Below are 21,034 nucleotides of genomic sequence, written 5' to 3' on the forward strand. Positions count from 1 at the left end.
GTCTATTCCTCCCGCGCCGCTGATTCAGGCACGGCTGCAGCCGGTTTGGCGGTCACCTGGGGTTTCTCGCCGATCTTGTAGGTTTCCAGAATCTCGTAGGTCACGGTGTCACGGGTGACGTTGAAGTACTGGCGGCAGCCAGCGACGTGATCCCACAGCTCATGGTGAATGCCGCGAGGGTTGTCGCGGAAGAACATGTAGGTGCCCCACTCCTGGTCGGAGCAGGCGTTGGGGTCCAGCGGCCGGGCGATGTGCGCCTGGCCCGAGGCGTGAAACTCTTCCTCGGACCGCAGCTCGCCGCAATGGGGGCAGAAAATCTGCAACATGAATGGCTGCTCCTGTTAGTGGGCGACGGCGGCGGCGCCGTGTTCGTCGATGAGCGCACCGTTGTAGAAACGGTCCATGGAAAACGGTGCGGCGATCGGGTGCATCTCGCCTTTGGCCAGGCTTGCGGCAAACACGTTGCCCGAGCCAGGAGTGGCCTTGAAGCCGCCGGTGCCCCAGCCGCAGTTGAAGAACAGGTTCTTGACCGGGGTCTTGGAGATGATCGGGCAGGCGTCTGGGCAGGTGTCGACGATGCCGCCCCACTGGCGGTTCATGCGAACCCGCGAAAGCACCGGGAACATCTCGACGATGGCCTGGATAGTGTGCTCGATGATCGGGTAGGAGCCCCGCTGGCCGTAGCCGACCCAACCGTCGATGCCGGCGCCGATCACCAGGTCGCCCTTGTCGGACTGGCTGATGTAGCCGTGCACGGCGTTGGACATGATCACGCTGTCGATGATGGGCTTGATCGGCTCGGACACCAGCGCTTGCAGCGGGTGGGATTCCAGCGGCAGGCGGAAGCCCGCCAACTTGGCCATGTGCCCGGAGTTGCCGGCAGTTACCACGCCGACGCGCTTGGCGCCGATGAAGCCTTTGGTGGTTTCCACACCGATCACGGTGTTGTTTTCCTTGCGGAAACCAATGACCTCGGTTTCCTGGATCAGGTCGACGCCCAGCGCGTCGGCCGCCCGTGCGAAGCCCCAGGCCACTGCATCGTGGCGGGCTACGCCGCCGCGGCGCTGTACAGTGGCGCCCAGGATCGGGTAGCGGGTGTTCTTGGAGCAATCCAGGTACGGGATCTCGGCCGCCACCTGCTCGGTGTTGAGCAGCTCGCCGTCCACGCCGTTGAGGCGGTTGGCGCTCACGCGGCGCTCCGAATCGCGAATATCCTGCAGGGTGTGGCACAGGTTGTAGACGCCGCGCTGGGAGAACATCACGTTGTAGTTCAGGTCCTGCGACAGGCCTTCCCACAGTTTCATGGCGTGTTCGTACAGCTTGGCCGACTCATCCCACAGGTAGTTGGAACGCACGATGGTGGTGTTGCGCGCCGTGTTGCCGCCGCCCAGCCAGCCTTTCTCGACCACTGCCACGTTGGTGATGCCGTGTTCCTTGGCCAGGTAGTAGGCCGTGGCCAGGCCGTGGCCGCCACCGCCGACGATCACCACGTCGTAGACCTTCTTGGGCACCGGCGTGCGCCACATGCGCTGCCAGTTCTCGTGGTGGCTCAGGGAATGCTTGAAGAGGCCGAAGCCTGAATAACGTTGCATGCTCGTTTACTCCAGCAGGCTCAGCGGTAAACCGGGAATTCGGCGCACAGGGCCGCGACGTTGCGAGCAACGTCAGCTTCCACATCGGCGTCACCGAGGTTGTCGAGGATGTCGCAGATCCAGCCGGCCAGCTTCACGCATTGCTCGACCTTGAAGCCGCGGCTGGTGACGGCCGGGGTGCCGATGCGCAGGCCCGAGGTCACGAATGGCGATTGCGGGTCGTTGGGCACCGCGTTCTTGTTCACGGTGATGTGCGCGCGGCCCAGGGCGGCGTCGGCGTCCTTGCCGGTCAGGCCCTGGCGGATCAGGCTGACCAGGAACAGGTGGTTCTTGGTGCCGCCGGAGACCACGTCATAGCCACGTTCGATGAACACGCCCGCCATGGCTTCGGCGTTGTCGATCACCTGTTGCTGGTAGGTTTTGAAGCCAGGCTCCAGTGCCTCCTTGAAGCACACGGCCTTGCCGGCGATCACGTGCATCAGCGGGCCGCCCTGGGCGCCTGGGAACACGGCCGCATTGAGTTTTTTCTCGATGTCGGCATTGGCCTTGGCCAGGATCAGGCCACCCCGTGGGCCGCGCAGGGTCTTGTGGGTGGTGGTGGTCACCACATCGGCGAACGGGATCGGGTTGGGGTACAGGCCAGCGGCAACCAGGCCGGCAACGTGGGCCATGTCGACGAACAGCAGCGCACCGACCTTGTCGGCGATGGCGCGGAAGCGGGCGAAGTCCAGCACTTGGGAATAGGCGGAGAAACCGGCCACGATCATCTTGGGCTTGTGCTCGTCAGCCAGGCGCTCGACTTCGTCGTAATCGATCAGGCCCTTGTCGTCGATGCCGTACTGCACGGCGTTGTAGAGTTTGCCCGAGGAGCTGACCTTGGCGCCGTGGGTCAGGTGACCACCGTGGGCCAGGCTCATGCCCAGGATAGTGTCGCCCGCTTGCAGCAGGGCAAGGTAGACAGCGGCGTTGGCCGAGGAGCCGGAGTGCGGCTGAACGTTGGCGTAGTCGGCACCGAACAACTGCTTGGCGCGATCGATGGCCAGTTGTTCGACGACGTCTACGTGCTCACAGCCGCCGTAGTAGCGCTTGCCTGGGTAGCCTTCGGCGTATTTGTTGGTCAGGCCGGTGCCTTGAGCTTCCATCACGCGCTTGCTGGTGTAGTTCTCCGAGGCGATCAGCTCGATGTGGTCTTCCTGGCGTTGTTCTTCGGCATCGATGGCCTTGAGCAGTTCGTCGTCGTAGCCCTTGATGGTGTCTTGCTTGCTGAACATCGCTGATCTCCTGGCGGCGCCTTCTGGGCCTGTTGTGGGGAAGGCCCAGTGCACGGCAGGGGCCCTTGTCGGCGATGTTAGGGCCACCCCTTCCCTGCCAGATGCCTGCCCGCGCCACGCACCGGCGCATTTACGACATACCGCGCAAGGGCGTACTCGCAGCGCCTCGCGGCAGGGGCAAACGCGCTTGAAAGCCCGTTATTCCGGTGGCTCGGCGCCACGGCCCGGCCATTTGCCATTGCCCTGCACCGGTGCGGCATGGCGCCACAGCCGCCAAAAAGCGACATTCTCAAGGCGCCAGTCGCCGCGCGCGCGGCAGATGGGTAGGATAAGCCCTCGCCCGGCTCACGAGGCCAGGCCACACGAACCACAGGGAATGGCCGATGAACAACAACAGCCAGCAGTTCGCCAGCGACAACTATTCCGGTATCTGCCCGGAAGCCTGGGCCGCCATGCAGGCCGCCAACCAGGGCCACCAGCGCGCCTACGGCGACGACGAATGGACCGCCTGCGCCGCCGACCACTTTCGCCGGCTCTTTGAAACCGATTGCGAAGTGTTCTTTGCCTTCAACGGCACTGCTGCCAACTCCCTGGCACTGGCGGCCTTGTGCCAGAGCTATCACAGCGTGATCTGCGCCGAGAGCTCCCACGTCGAAACCGACGAATGCGGGGCGCCGGAGTTCTTTTCCAACGGCTCCAAGCTGCTGACCGTGAAAACCGAGGATGGCAAGCTCAGCAGCGACGCGATTCGCGAAGTCGCGCTCAAACGCCAGGACATCCACTATCCCAAGCCAAGGGTGGTCACGCTCACTCAATCCACTGAAGTGGGGACTGTCTACCAGCCGGGTGAGCTGGCCAGGCTGAGCGCCACTTGCCGGGAGCTGGGCCTTCACCTGCACATGGACGGGGCGCGTTTCAGCAATGCCTGCGCGTCGCTCGGCTGCACCCCGGCAGAGCTGACCTGGAAGGTAGGTGTAGACGTGCTGTGCTTTGGCGGTACCAAGAACGGCATGGCGGTAGGTGAGGCCATTCTGTTCTTCAACCATGAGCTGGCTGAAGACTTCGACTATCGCTGCAAGCAGGCAGGGCAACTGGCCTCGAAGATGCGCTTTCTTTCGGCACCGTGGGTAGGCTTGCTCGAAAACGGCGCCTGGTTACGCTATGGGGCCCACGCCAACCACTGCGCGCAGTTGCTGGCCGGCCTGATCGCGGATGTGCCAGGGGTAGAGCTGATGTTCCCCGTTCAGGCCAATGGCGTGTTCCTGCAGATGCCGGAGCCCGCCATCGAGGCGCTGCGCGGGCGGGGATGGCGGTTCTACACCTTCATCGGCGGCGCCGCTCGCTTCATGTGCTCGTGGGACACCGAAGAGCAGAGAGTCCGGGAGCTGGCAGCGGACATTCGGGCGGTGATGGCTTGCTGACCGCCGCTCAGTGAGGCCGGCTAGCCGGGCGACGCGCGGCAAGCCGCTCACCACTGAGTGAAAACCGCGCACCGACTTCGCAGCCTAGCGCTGCTCCAGCGTGCGCTCGAGGTTCTCGACGGTGCTGTCGACCTGCTGCCGAGCCTCGATCAGCTGCGAACACAGGTTCATCGCCGTGAGCACCAGCAGCCGGTCCCCGACCAGGGTCGGGAACTGCCTTTTGGTGGAGGCCAGGGTTTCCTGCAGCATCTGGGCGGCTTCGAGGAGGGTCTGCTCCCCACCAGGCGGGGCTTTGAGCGTGTAGTCGTGATCCAGGATGGTAACGACCTCAGTGCGCTCGTATCGGTCGGTCATGCCGTCACCGCCCCGGGTGAAGCCCGTTCGATCAGCGCCTGTATGCGCGCGGCCGTAGCGCCTTGTTGTTCTTCCTGCTCCAGCAGAGACAGTTGCAGGGTGTCGTTCTCTTCTCGGGCCTGGGCCAGCTGGGCGTTCAACTCAACGTTGGCCTGCTCCAGCGCCTGATTGCGCTGCAGCAATTCATTGACGAGTGTTTCCAGATGATTCAGAGACGCTTCCAACATAATGATTTCCCGGCATTTTTCAGGTATTTAGCAAGGCGGCTACGATAGTCAAAAACCTTGTGCGTAGCCAGCCGACTTCCGACACATCCGGATGATTTCACTGTCGGAAAATTCCCTGGCCGGCAAGGCCGCCTTGGGTGGGCCATGGACTGTGTTTGGGGGGCGATGTTCCCCGCGCCAGGTGAAGCCGGACCAACGGCACCTTTATAAGCAAAATTTCTCCTAATGCGAAAGTCTGCTTGACCGATACAGCAGCATTCCTTTAATCGGCGGCAGGGACGCGCCATTTCATCTCCAGGTGCCCCTCCAATGGCCATGCGTAACTTCTCAATTGCCCAGCGCTCGCTGCTGGGTTTTGCCGTGATCGGCGTGCTGATGATCGCTTTGGGCGTCTTTGCCCTCAGCCAGATGACCAAGATCCGCTCTGCGGGCGTGAGAATCGAGCAGAACAGCCTGCCCAGCATCACCAACCTCGACCAATTTACGCAGCTCACCTTGCGCTTGCGCGTGCTTTCGTACCGCCTGCTCCTCAACCGTGAGCCTGAGGTGCTCGACAAGACGCTGCAGACCTTCGACACCCGCAATGAGCAAATTCGCGCAGCGCAAGCACGCTATGAGAAACTCATCGACGGCGCCGAAGAAAAACAGGCTTATGAACAGTACAAAACGCTGCTCGGCCAATATGGCCAGCTCGAAGCGCGCATGCGCCAGCTTTCGGCGGCCGGCCAGCTGGAGGAGTTGCGTAGCATGCTCAACAGCGACCTGCTGAGCAATTCCGATGCGGTCAACAAAGTGCTCGACCAGCTTGTTTCCATCAACACCGAGCAGACTCGCAAAGCCAATGCCGTAGCGGCCGAGCAATACGACACTGCCTTCGTGCTGGTGATCTCCATGCTGCTGCTGGCTACCGCCCTGACCCTGTTGTTCGCCTGGCTGCTGACCCGCAGCATCACTCAGCCGATCAACCGCGCCGTGGATGCGGCCGAACAGATCGCCCAAGGCGACCTGACCCAGGCTATTCACGTGGACGGCAAGGACGAAGCTGCGCGCCTGCTCACTGCCATGCAGGGCATGCAAAGCCGGCTGCGCGATACCCTTCAGCACATCGCAGGCTCGGCCACGCAATTGGCTTCGGCGGCCGAAGAGCTCAACAGCGTGACCGAAGAAGGCGCCCGCGGCCTTGGCCAACAGAACGACGAGATCGAGCAGGCCGCCACTGCGGTGAACGAGATGACCAGTGCCGTGGAGGAAGTGGCTCGCAACGCCGTCAGCACCTCCGAGGCTTCGCGTGAGGCCACCACCTCGGCCAGCGACGGCCGCGACCTGGTCACCGAAACCCTCAACGCCATCGAGCGCATGAGCGGCGATGTACAAGCCACCTCGGCGCTGGTCGGCAACCTGGCCGACGAATCGCGCAACATCGGCCAGGTGCTGGACGTGATCCGAGGCCTGGCCGACCAGACCAACCTGCTCGCGCTCAACGCCGCCATCGAAGCGGCCCGGGCGGGGGAGGCTGGCCGTGGCTTTGCGGTGGTGGCCGACGAAGTGCGGGCGCTGGCGCACCGCACACAGCAATCGACCGCCGAGATCGAGCGCATGATCGGCAGCATCCAGAGCGGCACCGACAAGGCCGTGGACGCGATGCGCAGCAGCACCGACCGCGCCGAATCGACCCTGAACATCGCCCGCGGCGCCGGCATGGCCCTGGAAACCATCCACGGCGCAGTGGCACAGATCAACGAGCGCAACCTGGTGATCGCCAGCGCCGCCGAAGAGCAGGCGCAGGTAGCCCGCGAGGTAGACAAGAACCTGGTGAACATCCGCGACCTCTCTGTACAGAGCGCCGCCGGCGCCCAGCAGACCAGCTCGGCGAGCACCGAGCTGTCGAAGCTCGCGGTCGACCTCAACAGCATGGTCGGGCGCTTCCGCCTCTGACCCTTGGGTGGGGCTCAAGGCCGCTTCCGGGCGGCCGACACAGTTGGTTATAAAACCGACCGTTCAGAGCCCCTGCCATGTCCCTATTCCAACGCTTGCGTCCCGGCCCGGCCGCCGCTCAGGCGCACACCGTTCAGTGCAGCCAGGCCGGCCTGCGCGATCAACTGGCGCGGCTGCGCTGCCAGCCGACCTTCATCACCGGTTTCGTCTCGCCGCATCTGGACATCGATGCGATCGCCCGCCAGATCAGCGAGCGCTTCCCCGGCTGCCCGATGGCGTTGAGCAGCAGTGCCGGGGAGCTGTGTACCGGGCAAGATCGCCTGTACTGCCCGGCGGCCGGCGCCTGGGACCAGATCGTACTGGCGGTGTTCGATGCCTCGATCATCGCCAGTGCCGAAGTGGTCAGCGTACCGCTGCATTGCGAGGACATCCGCCAGGGGAACATCCGCCTGAGCTTGAGCGAGCGCGTGCAGAAGCTGGCGCAATCGCTTCGGCAACTGCAAGTCAAGACGGCCGTCGATGCCCGTGACACCCTGGCCTACAGCCTGTTCGACGGCCTGAGCGCATCTGAATCGTTTTTCATGGAGGCGCTGTACGAATCGGGCCGCTTCCCCTGCCTGTTCGTCGGCGGCTCGGCCGGGAGCAAATCGGACTTTCAGCACACCTGGCTGCACGACGGCAAGAAACGCTACGAGAACCACGCCCTGATCACCTTCCTCAAGAGCGCACCAGGGGTAAGGTTCAGCGTTTTCAAAAGCCAGAACTTCGAGGCCACCTCGACGACTTTCAGCGTGCTCACCGCCTCCCTTGAAAGCCGCACCTTGCGCCAGGTCATCGACAAGAAAGGCCGCATCACCTCGCTGGTACGAGCGCTGAGCGATACGCTGGGCTGCCAGCCGGCCGAGCTGGAAAAACGCCTGGCCGACTACTCGTTCGCCATCCGCGTGGGCGGCGAGCTGTTCGTGCGCTCGGTGGCCAGCATCGATGTGCCGAATGAAGTGGTACACCTGTTCTGCGACGTCGCCCCGGGCGAGGAGCTGGTGCTGGTCAAACGCACGCCGCTGGTGGCCACTACCCAGCGCGACTTCGAAGCGTTCCTGCGCAACAAGCCGGGCCGCCCGGTGGCCGGCTTGCTCAACGATTGCATTCTGCGACGGCTGAACAACACCCAGGAGCTCGACCGCATGGGCACCGTGTTCGGTGACGTACCGGTGATCGGTTTCTCCAGCTTCGGCGAAATCCTGGGGCTGAACCTGAACCAGACCCTCACGGCGGTATTTTTCTTCCAGGTACCGCAAGGCGCGCGTTTCGACGATGACTACGTCGACCGCTTCCCCGCTCACTATGGGGAGTTCAAGGCGTTTTTCCTGCACCGGCAGATCAAGAAGCTTGCCGGGCTCAGCCAGGTAGTGGTGAGCCAGATCGAGGCGTTCAAGCAAGGCCATTATCAGAGCGAGATTGACCATGCCGGGCTGGACGACCACATCCGCCCTGTTTTCGAGGGTATGGCGGCGTTAGGGAACATTCTTGAGGAAGCCGAGGCTGGGCGCGAAGTGCTCGATGCCCAACTCAGCGAGCAAGCCCAGGCGCTGCACGAAAGCATGGACACTCTGACCGCCACCATCGCCCAGCAAAGCGACATCAGCCGGCGCGCCGAAGAAACCGTCAGCAGCCTGAACGACCAGGGGGCAACCGTGGTGGAAAGCGCCAATGCGCTGTCTCAGTCGAGCTTGCGCATCCAGAGCATCGTGCAGGTTATCCAGCAGATCGCAGGGCAAACCAACCTGCTGGCGCTGAACGCGGCCATCGAAGCGGCTCGCGCAGGTGAGATGGGCAGGGGTTTCGCCGTGGTGGCCGATGAGGTACGCAACCTTGCGCAGATCACCCACAAGAACGCGGCGGACATTGGCGTGGACGTCGCGCAGTTGTCACAGGCCATCGAGCAGGTGGCAACCCATATTCAACAGCAGACCGGCGACGTGAATGCGCTGGGGCAGATGTTGGCTTCGCTGGAGGAGTCCACCGAGCAGAGTGTGGAAACTTCGCGGCGGACCAAAGCGGTGGCAGATACCCTCAAGGGCTTGACTCAAGGCTGAGCCCCGCGCGGCGCGCGGCAAGCTGCCCTCCCCACTTCGAATCGTGTTCCAACTCGATTCATCTGCTGGGAGGCCGGCTGGCCGGGCGACGGCGACCAGGCATCAATACTCGACGCGCACATCCCCCTTCGGCACGCTGCAGCACGACAGGATGTAACCCTCGGCTTCGTCTTCCTCGGTGATGCCGCCGTTGTGATCCATCTCGACCTCGCCACTGACCTTGAGCACCTTGCAGGTGCCGCAGATGCCCATGCCGCAGGCCTTGGGAATGTAGAGCCCCAGTTTCGCGGCAGCCGCGTGCACGGTTTCGCCCGGCGCCACACGGATGCTTTTGCCCGAATCGGTGAATTCGACCATGTTGAGTTCGCCGACGGGCACTTCTGGCGCGTCGGCGGCCTGCTCGGCGTGCTCGACCGCGTCGGCCTTGGCTTCGGCCGGCGTGGCACCGAAGGATTCTTCGTGATAACGGCTCATGTCGAAGCCGGCATCCTGCAGCAGGCGCTTGACGGCGGTCATGTACGGCGTGGGGCCGCAGCAGAACACTTCACGCTCCAGGAAGTCTGGTGCGATCAGCTCCAGCATGTGCCGCGACAGGTAGCCGCGGTAGCCCGCCCAGGGCTCACCCAAACCATGGCGCTCGCAGATCACGTGAAGGCCGAAGTTGGGGATGCGCGAGGCCATCTGTTCCAGCTCGCGGTGGTAGATCACATCCTTGGGCGAGCGGGCGCTGTGCACGAACACCATGTCGACGTTGGCGTTGGTGTCGTAGAACCAGCGCGCCATGGACATGACCGGGGTAATACCGACGCCGCCCGAAAGATAGAGCACTTTCGCCGCAGGGAAGTCGATGGCGTTGAACAGGCCCACCGGGCCGTGAACCGGTAGCTCGAAGCCTTCGTGCATGTTGTCGTGCAGCCAGTTCGATACCTTGCCGCCGGGTACGCGCTTGACGGTGATGGAGAAGCTGTAGGGCACCGATGGGGCGCTGGAAATGGTATAGGAGCGCATCACCGGCTGGCCGTCGATCTCCAGCTCCAACGTCACGAACTGGCCGGGCTTGAAGAAGAACAGCACCGGCTGGTCGGCCATGAAGCAGAACGTGCGAACGTCCCAGGTTTCCTGGATGACTTTCACACAGCGAACCACGTGGCGACCATTGGCCCAGGTCTGGGTTGTCACCGGGTTCAGGAAGTTGTTGGACATGATGCTCTCCACGGCCGACTACCGGCCTTTCATGGCAGCGATTCTGCAAGCGGCCCTTGTGGCCGACTTTTCTATTCGCGACATTCACATACTTATGGCGACCAGCCCTACCAGAGCTGCCTTGGCGCGTCGGGAACGGATTTGGCCGTGTCGCGTTTGGGCAAGGTTCCGGCTATCGCCAGTCGCACACTCCACCGCAAATGAAACACTGATTTCATCCGCCTTGCGTCGCCTACCGTGAAGCGCCGAAGGGCGCCCTAATACCCAATCGCCGGCCACCGTGGGTGGCCATGAGGAATATCGATGGACGTCACCCAAAAACTGACCCTGGGCGATCCACTGGAACCGGCCCGCAAGGCCACAGCCGAGATGCTGCAAACCCGTGAGCGTACGTACTCACTGCCGCAGCCTTTCTATTGCGATGAGCGGGTGTTCGACATCGACATGCAGGAGGTCTTCCACAAGGAGTGGCTGATCGCAGGCATGACCTGCGAGGTGCCGGCCAAAGGTAACTACCTCACCCTGCAAATCGGCAAGAACCCCATCGTGGTGATCCGCAAGCCCGACGGCAGTATCCAGGCGTTCCACAACGTCTGTCGCCACCGTGGTTCGCGCCTGTGCACCAAGGAAAAAGGCAAGGTCGCCAAGCTGGTGTGCCCGTACCACCAGTGGACCTACGAGCTCGACGGCCGCCTGCTGTACGCCGGCACCGAAATGGGCGCCGATTTCGACATGTCGCAATTCAACCTCAAGCCTGTGCACACCAAGGTGGCCGGCGGCTACATCTTCATTTGCCTGGCTGAAAATCCGCCGGCGATCGACAACTTCCTCAGCACCCTGGCTCACTACATGGAGCCCTACGACATGGAAAACACCAAGGTGGCGGTGCAAACCACCTTGATGGAAAAAGCCAACTGGAAACTGGTGCTGGAGAACAACCGCGAGTGCTACCACTGCAGCGGCTCGCACCCTGAATTGCTGCACACCCTGCTGGAGTGGGACGACACCAACGACCCACGTGCCAGCCAGGAATTCAAGGACCACGTGGCTGAATCGGCTGCGGCCTGGGAAGCGGAGAAGATCCCTTACCTGCATGCCGGCTTCGGCCTGCGCAACCGGATCGTGCGCATGCCGCTGCTCAAGGGCACGGTGTCGATGACAATGGACGGCAAGCAGGGCTGCAAGAAGCTCATGGGCCGCATCAAGAACCCGGACCTGGGCTCGATGCGCATCCTGCACCTGCCGCATTCCTGGAACCATTGCATGGGTGACCATGTAATCGTGTTCACCGTATGGCCGATCAGCGCTCAGGAAACCATGGTCACCACCAAATGGCTGGTGCACAAGGACGCCGTGGAAGGTGAGGACTACGACATCGCCCGCCTGCGCGAGGTCTGGGACGCCACCAACGACCAGGACCGCCGCCTGGCCGAAGAAAACCAAACCGGCATCAACTCCACTGCGTACCAGCCAGGGCCGTACTCCAAGACCTACGAGTTCGGCGTGGTGAACTTCATCGACTGGTACAGCGAGCGCGTGCTGGCCAACCTGGGGGCAGAGCCTGCGCCTTACCTGAAGGAAGTGAAGGTTCACGAGTAAGCTTCATACGTTGAACACCGGCGCGGGTGGCCAGCGCAGGCGCTGGACCGCGGCCGGTACACGCTCAGCCGCCAGGTTCAGCGCCTGGAGGATCACCTGCCGGTTGCTGATGACTGCCCCAATCATGGTCATCGAATACGCCGGAACCATTGCCAAATCGCTGGCATTGAGCAACGCGGTGGGGCCGTAGAGCTTGGCAACACGGCTACCCAGCGCGAGCATCGCCCCTCCCCCGGCCAGCATCACCCCAATACGGTCGAGCCGGCTCCGTTGTGGCTGCATCAGCAGCCGCAATGCCGAAAGGCTACCGCTCAAGGTATTGGACGCCAACGCAAACCCATTAGATAACGCCTGCGCCAAACCGACACCCAGAACCCAGGCATGCCCATTCGGGTCGCTTCGGTTCACCGGGTCGCCCTCGCACCAGGCATAGCTATTCAGGCCGCCCTTTCCAAATGGGCTAAAGGCGTCACCGGTGATGAACCGCCCCACAGGGCTGTAATAGAACCTAGCGCCGTTTCCGGCGATGCACAACGAACGTGTACCACCGCTGGAGAGCCCCGCAAAGCCAATGGCAAACAGCGGCCGGCTGGTGAAACCCAGTGGCGTGTATGCCTGGCGCAGCTTTACTTCACCCAGTACCCCCCGCAACGGAGAGTTCAGGCAATCCAGGGCCAGGAGCACTCGGGTCGCGTTTACCATAGCTCGCCCATCAAGCAGATCATGCCGTGCTGGAAGAAGTCCGCGGGGCCCAACTCACCTCGCTCACCACCCTTTTTGCTTTACCTTTGACCCCCCAATGAATTGCTAAACCGCTTCGCCCCACCACGGTCAAAGTGGTCGCGGCGAGGGCCATGTAGCTGGCGACCTTCCCGTTATCGACCCATGCAGTGACTTGGGACGCGATGGCGCCAAGCATCACCGCGACGTCTACCAGCAAGACCGCTCTGCTGGGTTTCTGAAGCCTGTAGCCGGTGGCCATCATGCCGGCGTACGCCAGGATATTCAGAGTGCCCAAAATGTTGGTAGCAAGCGCGAATGTGCCTTGTGGGTCGACATGGTTGACAGGCTCGCCGGCGCAATAGGCATAGGCATTGTGGCCACCGGCGGCAAACGGAGAAAGCGTGTCGGGGCGGTCGAAGCGTTGCAGCGTCGGGATCAGGCCCCGCCGACCCGCACCGGCCAGGTAGCAACCACGGCCCGCCTCGTACCACAGCCCTGTGAAGGCTGAGTAGCCGTTGCCCGTGCGCTCGCGATGGTAGCCAAAGGGCGAATAGTTCAGAGAGCCGCCGCGCTGACCGCCGCGCACCAGAACGCTGCCTTGCCGGTCAGTGAATAGGGCGGTGAGTACATCCTGTTTCATGGTGAACACCCCAGGGCCCGGCCACTTTGACGCTCTGTGGCCACACCCTAGCATGGTGCATTACTCGCAGGACCTGGCAAGTTTTACAGGCGCTTCAGCGAATGACGCCCTCTTCCAGCAACAGCTTGAGCACCGCCTCGGCGCCCTCTTGAGCCGTAACACCCTTCATTACCTGGCCACCCCCGCCGCTGGCTTTGGCGGTGGCCGCCTTCATGCGGTCGGCGCCGCTTTTCGCCTTGATCACTTTCAGGCGCTTGGGCCGCGGCTTGGCCGGTTGCAGCTCGGCTTCGGCCAGCAGCTCGTCATCGACGATCTCGACCTCGTGTGCCTGCAACTGTGCCCGTTGGGCCGGGCCATAAGCGCTTTGCCGCGGCGTAGGGGCGGCATTGTCGACGGTCGCGATCATCGGCAGGCGCACCTTGAGCCGGCGGCGCTGGCCGCGAGGCAGTGCCTGAAGCACCTGTGCACTGCCGTTCTCGATCGACTCGACCTGAGCCAACCCTACCACCACCGGCCAGCCCAATTGCTCGCCGAGCAAGAAAGGCAACATGCCGGAGCCTTCGCCGGTTTCAGCGTGCGTGCCGCTGAGTACGATCTGTGCCTGGGCACTGCGCAGGTAGTCCACCAGCGCTGGCAGCGCATCGGCGCCGGCCGGCTGCTCAAGCACGTGCATGCGAGGCAACCCCATGCCCAGGTAAGCCCGCAGCGCAGGCTCGTGGGCGTCGCCTGCGTGCAGCACCTGCAGGTCACTGCCGGCCAGCTGCAGCCCCAACTCTACTGCTCGCGCGTCTTGTTCGGCACGGCGCGCGCGGCCTGAGGTAGGGTGCGCCCCCACCGACACCAGGCTTACGATCTTCACAGTCATGGCTTCACCTTATGCCGCTTCGCGCTTGGCGCCGTTTCGGTAGTTGTGCACCGCTTCGATCAGCGCCTTGAGGATTTCACTGCTGTCGCCGACGATCGAAAGGTCGGCGCGCTTGATCATGTCGCAGCCTGGGTCGATGTTGATCGCGATGACCTTTTCGCAGGCACCTATGCCCTGCAGATGCTGGATGGCACCCGAGATACCGACGGCCATGTACACCCGCGCCGTAACCCACGTACCGGTGGCGCCCACCTGACGGTTGCGCGCCATGTGGCCGTTGTCCACGGCCACCCGCGAGGCACCCTCGGTGGCACCGAGGATTTCGGCGGCGTTATGAAACAGTGCCCAGTCGGTAATGCCATTGCCGCCAGACAAGATGAATTCCGACTCGGCCATGGGGATGGCGGCAGGGTCTACAGCCACTGCCCCCAGGTCTTCCATGCGGGGCAGGCTTCGTGCCACATCAGCGGCCAACGAGACCGGCAACGCTTCGTGGCGCGTCTCATCCACGGGCTCGGCGCACTCAGGCGCAGCCAGAATCAACCTAGGCAACGCTCGCGTCACGTCCTGCTGGCCTGCGCCCGCACGGCCTGTGCACAGCCCATCCTTGACCTGCCATACGCGGGTTGCCGGGCGCTCGCCCAGGCTGGCGCCCAAGCGCCGGCCCAGCTCGCCCCCGCCACTGCGGCTGTCAGGCAGCAGCCAGTGGCGGGGGCTGAACTGCGCATCCACAGCGCGCAAGCCCTGAATGCGCTGCTCAGGCACATAGCCTTCGAACTGATTGCCTTCGATCTGCAGCAAGCGGTCTACACCGGCCGTATCGAAAGCGCTTTCCTTGTGCTCGCCAAACACCACGGCCAGCACAGCACCCTCCTGGCCGGCCAAACGCCGAGCCAGGCCCAGCAGGTCCTTGTCGTGCAGGGTCAGGCGGCCGCCGACCATGTCGGGCACTACGGCGATATAAAAGGCCGGCTCGGCCACCTGATGCAGCGGCAACTTGACCTCGGCGCTGGCCGCGCGGCGCACGTTTCCGCCCTGCTGGCCGCCGCTGCGGTCGATACGCTTGATCCCGCTGGGGCCGATAAAGCCCTGCCCGTGCGGATTCTTGCGGATGATGCCGTGAGGGCCCATCCATTGTTGTTGCTGGGGTTGCATCGCCGCGTGTAGCGGGTGCAGCCGGTTGCGGGCGATCCACTCGGCCCGCGGGTCACGACGAATGATCTCGCTCATCAGTTCACCTCCGCAGGTTCAGCCTGGCGCGCGGCGGCCTTGGCCGGCGCGGCGTCGGCCTTGGCCGGCGCGGCGTCGGCCTCGATCAAGGCATCGGCCACCAACTCGGCGATGTCCTTGATGGCCGGGCGTGGCTCGACCACCCCTTCGAGCATCGCGGTGCATTGCGGGCAGCCCACCGCCACCAACTCCGCCTGGGTTTCCCGAATGTCCTCCATGCGCATGTCGGGGATCCGTTGCTTGCCGGGGATGTCGGTGATCGGCGCGCCACCGCCACCGCCACAGCAGCGTGAACGGAAGCCCGAGCGCTGCATCTCCCGCACCTCGATCCCCAGTGCGCGCAGCACCTGGCGGGGCGCCTCGTACTCTCCGTTGTAGCGGCCCAGGTAGCACGGGTCGTGATAAGTCACGCTGCCGCCCTTGTGCTGCCCCAGGTTGAGCTTGCCGCTGCCGACCAGCTCGGCAATGAAAGTGCTGTGGTGCAGCACCTCATAGTTGCCACCGAGCGCGCCGTATTCGTTCTTGAGCACATGGAAGCTGTGCGGGTCGCAGCTGACAATGCGTTTGAAGCTGTATTTGCCCAAGGTCTGGATATTGCGACGGGCCAGCGCCTGGAACGTCGCCTCATCGCCCAGCCGCCGCGCTACGTCTCCGCTGTCGCGTTCTTCCAGGCCGAGGACGGCGTAGTTCACCCCTGCTGCCTTGAGCACCTTGACGAACGCACGCAGCGTGCGCTGGTTGCGCATGTCGAAGGCGCCATCGCCTACCCAGAAGAGCACGTCGGCCTGCTTCACGTCCGCCAGCAGCGGCATGTTGAGGTCGGCTGCCCAGTTCATCCGCCCGCCGGGGGCGAAGCCGCCTGGGTTGTCGGTGGCAATCAGGTTGTCCAGCACCTCGGCGCCCTTGTTGGGGGTCGCGCCCTTTTCCAGGGTCAGGTGCCGGCGCATATCGACGATGGCGTCCACGTGCTCGATCATCATCGGGCACTCTTCCACGCAGGCGCGGCAGGTGGTGCAAGACCACAGCGTGTCGGCATCGACCAGCGCCTTGCCTTGCAGCGACACGATCGGCAGGTGTGGGCCACCACTGTGCTCACCCAGCGGTTTTCCGGGGTAAGGGGAGCCGGCGAAGTTGGCGTCGTTGCCGCCCGCCAGGCCAATGACCATGTCCTGGATGAGTTTTTTCGGGTTCAGCGGCTGGCCTGCCGCGAAGGCAGGGCACATGGCCTCGCACTTGCCGCACTGAACGCATGCGTCGAAGCCCAGCAGCTGGTTCCAGGTGAAATCCTTGGGTTTTTCAACACCCAGAGGGGCGCTGGAATCCAGCAGGTCCAACGGCTTGAGGCCGGTGGAGCGGCCACCACCGAAGCGCTCGGCGCGGCGGTGCCAGGCCAGATGCAGGGCGCCTGCGAACGCATGCTTCATTGGGCCGCCCCAGGTCATGCCGAGGAACTGCTCGGACACGCCCCAGGCAACACCAATGCCCAGAATCACTGCCAGCACCCATCCACCGAAGTTTTCCGGAAGGATGCCTGCCACTGGCAACGTTGCGATGAAGAAGCTCACCGAAAAGGCCAGCAAACTCTTGGGCAAGCGCATCCAGGGGCCTTTCGAAAGGCGCGCAGGCGGGTTAAGGCGGCGCTTGTAGACAAACAGCGCACCGCAGAACATCAGCACGGTGGCTGCCAGCAACGCGAAGCCGAGAATGCGGTTGTGCAGGCCAAAACCGTGCACCAGGACAGCCAGCAGCGCGGCGAGCACGAAGCCCCCCGCGGTGGCCACGTGGGTATTGGCCATGTACTTGTCACGGGCCACCACATGGTGCAGGTCGACCATGTAGCGCCGCGGCATCGCGAACAAGCCGCCCAACAGGTCAACCTTCGAGGGGCGGCCACGGCGCCACATGGCAACGCGCCGCGCAGCACCGAGTGCCGCCAACGCCAATGCCGCAAACAGCAGAACAGGCAGGATCACGCTCAACATAACCAAGCACCTTCGAGCTTCAAGCCCCACGCTGCAAGCCGAAAGCCGGGCGTGCTCGGCCTTGGCTTACAGCGTGCAACCTGAAGCTGGCAACTGCAGTTAAAAGTCTTTACACAGGCGCAGGGCGTCGTAGATCGCGGCATGCACGTTGCGCTGGGCCACGCAGTCACCGATGCGATACAGCAGGTAGCCCTCACCCGGCTGGCTCAGAATCGGCTGCGGTGCGATGGCGAACAGTGCATCGATGTCGATCTGGCCCTTATTGCGCGAACCGTCCTTGAGGCCGTAGTAGAGCGTCTCGTCGGGGCGAACGCCGTTTTCCACGACGACCTGGTCGACGACTCGCTCTTCCTTGGCACCGGTGTATTCGTTCTCCAGCACCGCCACCAGCTTGTCACCCTCGCGGTAGACCTTTTCCAGCATCAGGTCGCCGGTCATGATCACTTCCTTGGGGTACATGCTGCGGTAGTAAGTGGGGAAGGTCGTCCCGCCCATCGCCACGCCCGGTTTGATGTCGTCGGTGACGATTTCCACCTGGCAGCCCTTGTCGGCCAGGAAGTCGGCGGCCGACATCCCGCTGAATTCGCAGATGGTGTCGTACACCAGCACGTTCTTGCCCGGTGCGACCTTACCGTCGAGGATGTCCCAGCTGCTCACCACCAGGCCCTCTTCGGCGCCCCAGTGTTCGTTCTGCTCCATGAACGGGTGGCCGCCGTTGGCCAGCACGATCACATCCGGGCGCAGGTCCTGGATGGTCGGAATATCCGCTGCAGTGCCAAGGCGCAGGTCGACTTTCAGCCGCGCCAGCTCCAGCTGGTACCAGCGGGTGATACCGGCGATCTGGTCACGCTGCGGTGCACGGGAGGCTGTGGTGATCTGGCCACCGATCTGGTCTTTCTTCTCGAACACGGTCACGTCGTGGCCGCGCTCGGCCGAGACCCGTGCGGCCTCCATGCCGGCAGGGCCGGCACCCACGATCACCACCTTGCGTTTGGGCCCGGTGGTTTTTTCGATGATGTGCGGCACGCCCATGTATTCGCGGGACGTTGCGGCATTCTGGATGCACAGCACGTCCAGGCCCTGGTACTGGCGGTCGATGCAGTAGTTGGCGCCTACGCACTGGCGAATCTGATCGACCTGCCCCATCTTGATCTTGGCGATCAGGTGCGGGTCGGCGATGTGCGCGCGGGTCATGCCGACCATGTCGACATAGCCGCCTTCGAGAATACGCTGGGCCTGGTTCGGGTCTTTGATGTTCTGCGCATGCAGCACCGGGACCTTGACCACTTCCTTGATGCCCGCCGCCAGGTGCAGGAACGGCTCCGGCGGGTAGCTCATGTTGGGGATCACGTTGGCCAGCGTGTTATGGGTGTCGCAACCCGAACCGATCACGCCGAAGAAGTCGACCATGCCAGTGGCGTCGTAATAGGCGGCGATCTGCTTCATGTCCTCGTGGCTGAGGCCATCGGGGTGGAATTCGTCACCGCAGATACGCATACCCACGCAGAAGTCGTCGCCGACTTCGGCACGCACGGCCTTGAGTACTTCCATGCCGAACTTCATGCGGCCTTCGAAGCTGCCGCCCCATTCGTCGGTGCGCTTGTTCACGCGCGGGCTCCAGAACTGGTCGATCATGTGCTGGTGCACTGCCGACAGTTCCACGCCGTCCAGGCCGCCCTCCTTGGCCCGGCGCGCGGCCTGGGCATAGTTGCCGATCACCCGCCAGATCTCTTCCGGCTCGATGGTCTTGCAGGTGGCGCGGTGCACCGGCTCGCGGATGCCGGACGGCGACATCAGGGTCGGCCAGTGCTCGCCGTCCCAGCGCGAGCGGCGGCCCATGTGGGTAATCTGGATCATGATCTTGGCGCCATGCTTGTGCATGGCGTCAGCCAGGTTCTGGAAGTGCGGAATGATCTTGTCGGTCGACAGGTTCACCGATTTCCACCAGCCCTGGGGGCTGTCGATGGCCACGACGGACGAGCCGCCGCAGATGGCCAGGCCGATACCGCCTTTGGCTTTCTCCTCGTAATACTTCACGTACCGCTCGGTGGTCATACCGCCGTCGGTGGCGTAGACCTCGGCGTGGGCCGTGGACAGTACGCGGTTACGGATGGTCAGTTTGCCGATTTGAATCGGCTGGAACATTGCTTCGAAAGCCATCTCACGGTCCTCGGCTTACAGCGGTTTGACGACGAACAGCCCGTCATCGTGGCCCTCTTCGGAGCCTCCGTAGACTTGTTCTGCGACGGTACGAATCGAGCTGCCGCGGGCGGCCAGGATCTGGTCCATGGCGCCGGCAAACCAGCCGGTGAACATGTAGTCGACCTTGCGGCCGCATTTGCCATACACGTATACGAAGGCCGAGTGCTCGAGCTTGACGCTGCAGGTCCCGGCGTCCAGGTCGATGTCCTGGATCTTGAACAGGCCCCAGCCGCGCTGAGACAACCGCTTCATGTAGTGCTCGAACACCGCTACGCCTTCCAGGCCATGGCATTCGGCTTCTTTCTCGCACCAGTGCCAGGCTGATTTGTAGCCGGCCTTGTAGAGGATCTCGGCGTAAGCATCGGCACCGAGCACTTCTTCGATACCCATATGGTTATTGACGAAGAAATGCCGGGGTACGTAGAGCATCGGCAGTGCATCGGAGGTCCAGACTCCGGTTTCGCTATCGACTTCGATCGGCAATTCGGGGGCGTGTTTGGCCATGGAAACTCAACTCCATCAAAAAAGGGTTTGGTGGCCCCGGCATGCCTTGCCGGGGCGAAAATCAGGAAAGCAGGGTCATTCGCCCCACACGTCGGCCAGCACGCGTACCCAGTTCTCACCCATGATCTTGCGAACAACGCGCTCGGAGTGGCCGCGTTTGAGCAGGGTTTCGGTGAGGTTGGGGAATTCACCTACGGTGCGGATCCCCAGTGGGTTGATGATTTTGCCGAAGTTGGTCAGGCGGCGGGCGTAGCCCTTGTCGTGAGTCAGGTACTCGAAGAAGTCCTGGCCATGGCCCTGGGTGAAGTCGGTGCCGATGCCGATGGCGTCTTCGCCAACGATGTTCATGGTGTACTCGATCGCTTCGGCGTAGTCGTCGATGGTGGAGTCGATACCCTTGGCCAGGAATGGCGCGAACATGGTCACACCAACGAAGCCGCCGTGGTCGGCGATGAATTTGAGCTCTTCGTCCGATTTGTTGCGCGGGTGCTCTTTAAGGCCCGAAGGCAGGCAGTGGGAGTAGGTCACTGGCTTCTTCGATTCCAGGATCACCTCCTCGGACGTCTTGGAGCCAACGTGCGACAGGTCGCACATGATGCCCACGCGGTTCATCTCGGCGACGATCTCGCGGCCAAAGCCCGAAAGCCCGCCATCACGCTCGTAGCAGCCGGTGCCCACCAGGTTCTGGGTGTTGTAGCACATCTGCACGATGCCCACGCCCAGCTGCTTGAACACTTCCACGTAGCCGATCTTGTCTTCGAAGGCGTGGGCGTTCTGGAAACCGAACAGGATGCCGGTCTTGCCCTGCTCCTTGGCCTTGCGGATGTCGGCAGTGGTGCGCACCTGCAATACCAGGTCGCTGTTTTCGCGCATCAGCTTCTGGCTGGCGGCGATGTTGTCGACGGTCGCCTTGAAGCCTTCCCAGACCGACACAGTGCAGTTTGCGGCAGTCAAGCCGCCCTTGCGCATGTCTTCGAACAGTTCACGGTTCCATTTGGCGATGATCAGGCCATCGATGACGATGCTGTCAGCGTGGAGTTCGGCTGGGCTCATCAGGCAGTCCCCTTGTAGTGGTGGCACCGAACTGGCTGCCGGCGCTTTGGGGGGAGCATATGCCTGCGGCCTTGGTCGCTCGGATGCAAAAACGACAGGGGGGTTTCCGAAAGCGTCAACGCCTGCCAACCGGCGCC

Annotated in this window: 18 protein-coding genes and 2 pseudogenes; 6 read left to right on the top strand and 14 right to left on the bottom strand. The window is 63.2% G+C overall.

Translation table 11 applies throughout. The annotated features are described in order from the left end of the window. Positions 1-2: 2 nt before the first annotated feature. The 3 genes from F474_RS18575 to glyA are packed head-to-tail and all read right to left on the bottom strand — an operon-like array spanning position 3 to position 2,863. The gene (locus F474_RS18575) at positions 3-326 is read right to left on the bottom strand and encodes a sarcosine oxidase subunit delta (protein WP_097087166.1); all 324 of its coding nucleotides are present in this window, start codon (positions 324-326) and stop codon (positions 3-5) included. A 15-nt stretch (positions 327-341) separates the two neighbouring features. Next, positions 342-1,592, bottom strand: coding sequence for a sarcosine oxidase subunit beta family protein (locus tag F474_RS18580; RefSeq protein WP_097087164.1), 1,251 nt, complete (start codon positions 1,590-1,592; stop codon positions 342-344). Positions 1,593-1,612: 20 nt separating this feature from the next. Then, positions 1,613-2,863 (bottom strand): serine hydroxymethyltransferase, encoded by a 1,251-nt coding sequence (glyA, locus tag F474_RS18585; RefSeq protein ID WP_097087162.1) that lies wholly within the window; start codon positions 2,861-2,863, stop codon positions 1,613-1,615. Between the two features lie 383 nt (positions 2,864-3,246). On the opposite strand from glyA, the gene F474_RS18590 reads away from it, so the two are divergent. Next, positions 3,247-4,284, top strand: coding sequence for a low specificity L-threonine aldolase (locus tag F474_RS18590; protein WP_097087159.1), 1,038 nt, complete (start codon positions 3,247-3,249; stop codon positions 4,282-4,284). Between the two features lie 84 nt (positions 4,285-4,368). On the opposite strand, the gene F474_RS18595 is transcribed toward F474_RS18590, so the two are convergent. Together F474_RS18595 and F474_RS18600 are read right to left on the bottom strand one after the other, a co-directional pair. Further along, positions 4,369-4,638 (bottom strand): cell division protein ZapA, encoded by a 270-nt coding sequence (locus F474_RS18595; protein ID WP_097087156.1) that lies wholly within the window; start codon positions 4,636-4,638, stop codon positions 4,369-4,371. Then, the gene (locus F474_RS18600; protein WP_097087151.1) at positions 4,635-4,865 is read right to left on the bottom strand and encodes a hypothetical protein; all 231 of its coding nucleotides are present in this window, start codon (positions 4,863-4,865) and stop codon (positions 4,635-4,637) included. Before F474_RS18600 ends, F474_RS18595 begins: the two co-directional genes overlap by 4 nt. A 315-nt stretch (positions 4,866-5,180) precedes the next feature. Between F474_RS18600 and F474_RS23350 the strand changes: the two are divergent. The 4 genes and pseudogenes from F474_RS23350 to F474_RS23365 form a co-directional block, all read left to right on the top strand. Continuing rightward, positions 5,181-5,945 (top strand): annotated as a pseudogene (locus tag F474_RS23350) (MCP four helix bundle domain-containing protein); the annotation flags it as partial. After that, positions 5,937-6,800: a methyl-accepting chemotaxis protein gene (locus F474_RS23355; RefSeq protein ID WP_371919433.1), complete on the top strand. Its 864-nt coding sequence runs from the start codon at positions 5,937-5,939 to the stop codon at positions 6,798-6,800. The pseudogene F474_RS23350 and the gene F474_RS23355, both read left to right, overlap by 9 nt. Positions 6,801-6,877: 77 nt before the next feature. Continuing rightward, positions 6,878-7,981, top strand: a pseudogene (locus F474_RS23360) (FIST signal transduction protein); the annotation flags it as partial. 3 nt (positions 7,982-7,984) lie between these two features. After that, positions 7,985-8,896 carry a methyl-accepting chemotaxis protein gene (locus tag F474_RS23365; protein ID WP_371916169.1) on the top strand — a complete coding sequence of 304 codons (912 nt, stop codon included), beginning with the start codon at positions 7,985-7,987 and terminating at the stop codon, positions 8,894-8,896. Between the two features lie 102 nt (positions 8,897-8,998). On the opposite strand, the gene gbcB is transcribed toward F474_RS23365, so the two are convergent. Beyond that, positions 8,999-10,099, bottom strand: coding sequence for a glycine-betaine demethylase subunit GbcB (gene gbcB / locus F474_RS18615; protein WP_097087145.1), 1,101 nt, complete (start codon positions 10,097-10,099; stop codon positions 8,999-9,001). Between the two features lie 303 nt (positions 10,100-10,402). On the opposite strand from gbcB, the gene gbcA reads away from it, so the two are divergent. Beyond that, complete coding sequence (gene gbcA / locus F474_RS18625; protein WP_097087142.1) at positions 10,403-11,698, top strand: glycine-betaine demethylase subunit GbcA; 1,296 nt, start codon at positions 10,403-10,405, stop codon at positions 11,696-11,698. A gap of 3 nt (positions 11,699-11,701) precedes the next feature. On the opposite strand, the gene F474_RS18630 is transcribed toward gbcA, so the two are convergent. The 8 genes from F474_RS18630 to F474_RS18665 form a co-directional block, all read right to left on the bottom strand. Then, positions 11,702-12,400, bottom strand: coding sequence for an RHS repeat-associated core domain-containing protein (locus F474_RS18630; RefSeq protein ID WP_097087140.1), 699 nt, complete (start codon positions 12,398-12,400; stop codon positions 11,702-11,704). A 19-nt stretch (positions 12,401-12,419) separates the two neighbouring features. Then, the gene (locus tag F474_RS18635; RefSeq protein WP_165830345.1) at positions 12,420-13,061 is read right to left on the bottom strand and encodes an RHS repeat-associated core domain-containing protein; all 642 of its coding nucleotides are present in this window, start codon (positions 13,059-13,061) and stop codon (positions 12,420-12,422) included. Between the two features lie 94 nt (positions 13,062-13,155). Beyond that, positions 13,156-13,926: an electron transfer flavoprotein subunit beta gene (locus F474_RS18640; RefSeq protein ID WP_097087135.1), complete on the bottom strand. Its 771-nt coding sequence runs from the start codon at positions 13,924-13,926 to the stop codon at positions 13,156-13,158. 9 nt (positions 13,927-13,935) lie between these two features. Continuing rightward, on the bottom strand, positions 13,936-15,156 hold the full coding sequence (locus F474_RS18645) for an electron transfer flavoprotein subunit alpha/FixB family protein (protein WP_097087133.1): 1,221 nt from the start codon (positions 15,154-15,156) through the stop codon (positions 13,936-13,938). Further along, complete coding sequence (dgcB, locus tag F474_RS18650; protein ID WP_097087130.1) at positions 15,156-17,138, bottom strand: dimethylglycine demethylation protein DgcB; 1,983 nt, start codon at positions 17,136-17,138, stop codon at positions 15,156-15,158. The genes F474_RS18645 and dgcB overlap by 1 nt, the downstream gene beginning before the upstream one ends. A gap of 99 nt (positions 17,139-17,237) precedes the next feature. Continuing rightward, the gene (gene dgcA / locus F474_RS18655; protein WP_097087128.1) at positions 17,238-19,298 is read right to left on the bottom strand and encodes a dimethylglycine demethylation protein DgcA; all 2,061 of its coding nucleotides are present in this window, start codon (positions 19,296-19,298) and stop codon (positions 17,238-17,240) included. Between the two features lie 15 nt (positions 19,299-19,313). Continuing rightward, the gene (locus F474_RS18660; protein WP_097087125.1) at positions 19,314-19,844 is read right to left on the bottom strand and encodes a DUF5943 domain-containing protein; all 531 of its coding nucleotides are present in this window, start codon (positions 19,842-19,844) and stop codon (positions 19,314-19,316) included. A gap of 75 nt (positions 19,845-19,919) precedes the next feature. Then, positions 19,920-20,897 carry a dipeptidase gene (locus F474_RS18665; RefSeq protein ID WP_097087123.1) on the bottom strand — a complete coding sequence of 326 codons (978 nt, stop codon included), beginning with the start codon at positions 20,895-20,897 and terminating at the stop codon, positions 19,920-19,922. Between the last annotated feature and the right edge of the window lie 137 nt (positions 20,898-21,034).

The sequence above is a fragment of the Pseudomonas sp. URIL14HWK12:I12 genome, from assembly GCF_003097135.1.
Classification (GTDB): domain Bacteria; phylum Pseudomonadota; class Gammaproteobacteria; order Pseudomonadales; family Pseudomonadaceae; genus Aquipseudomonas.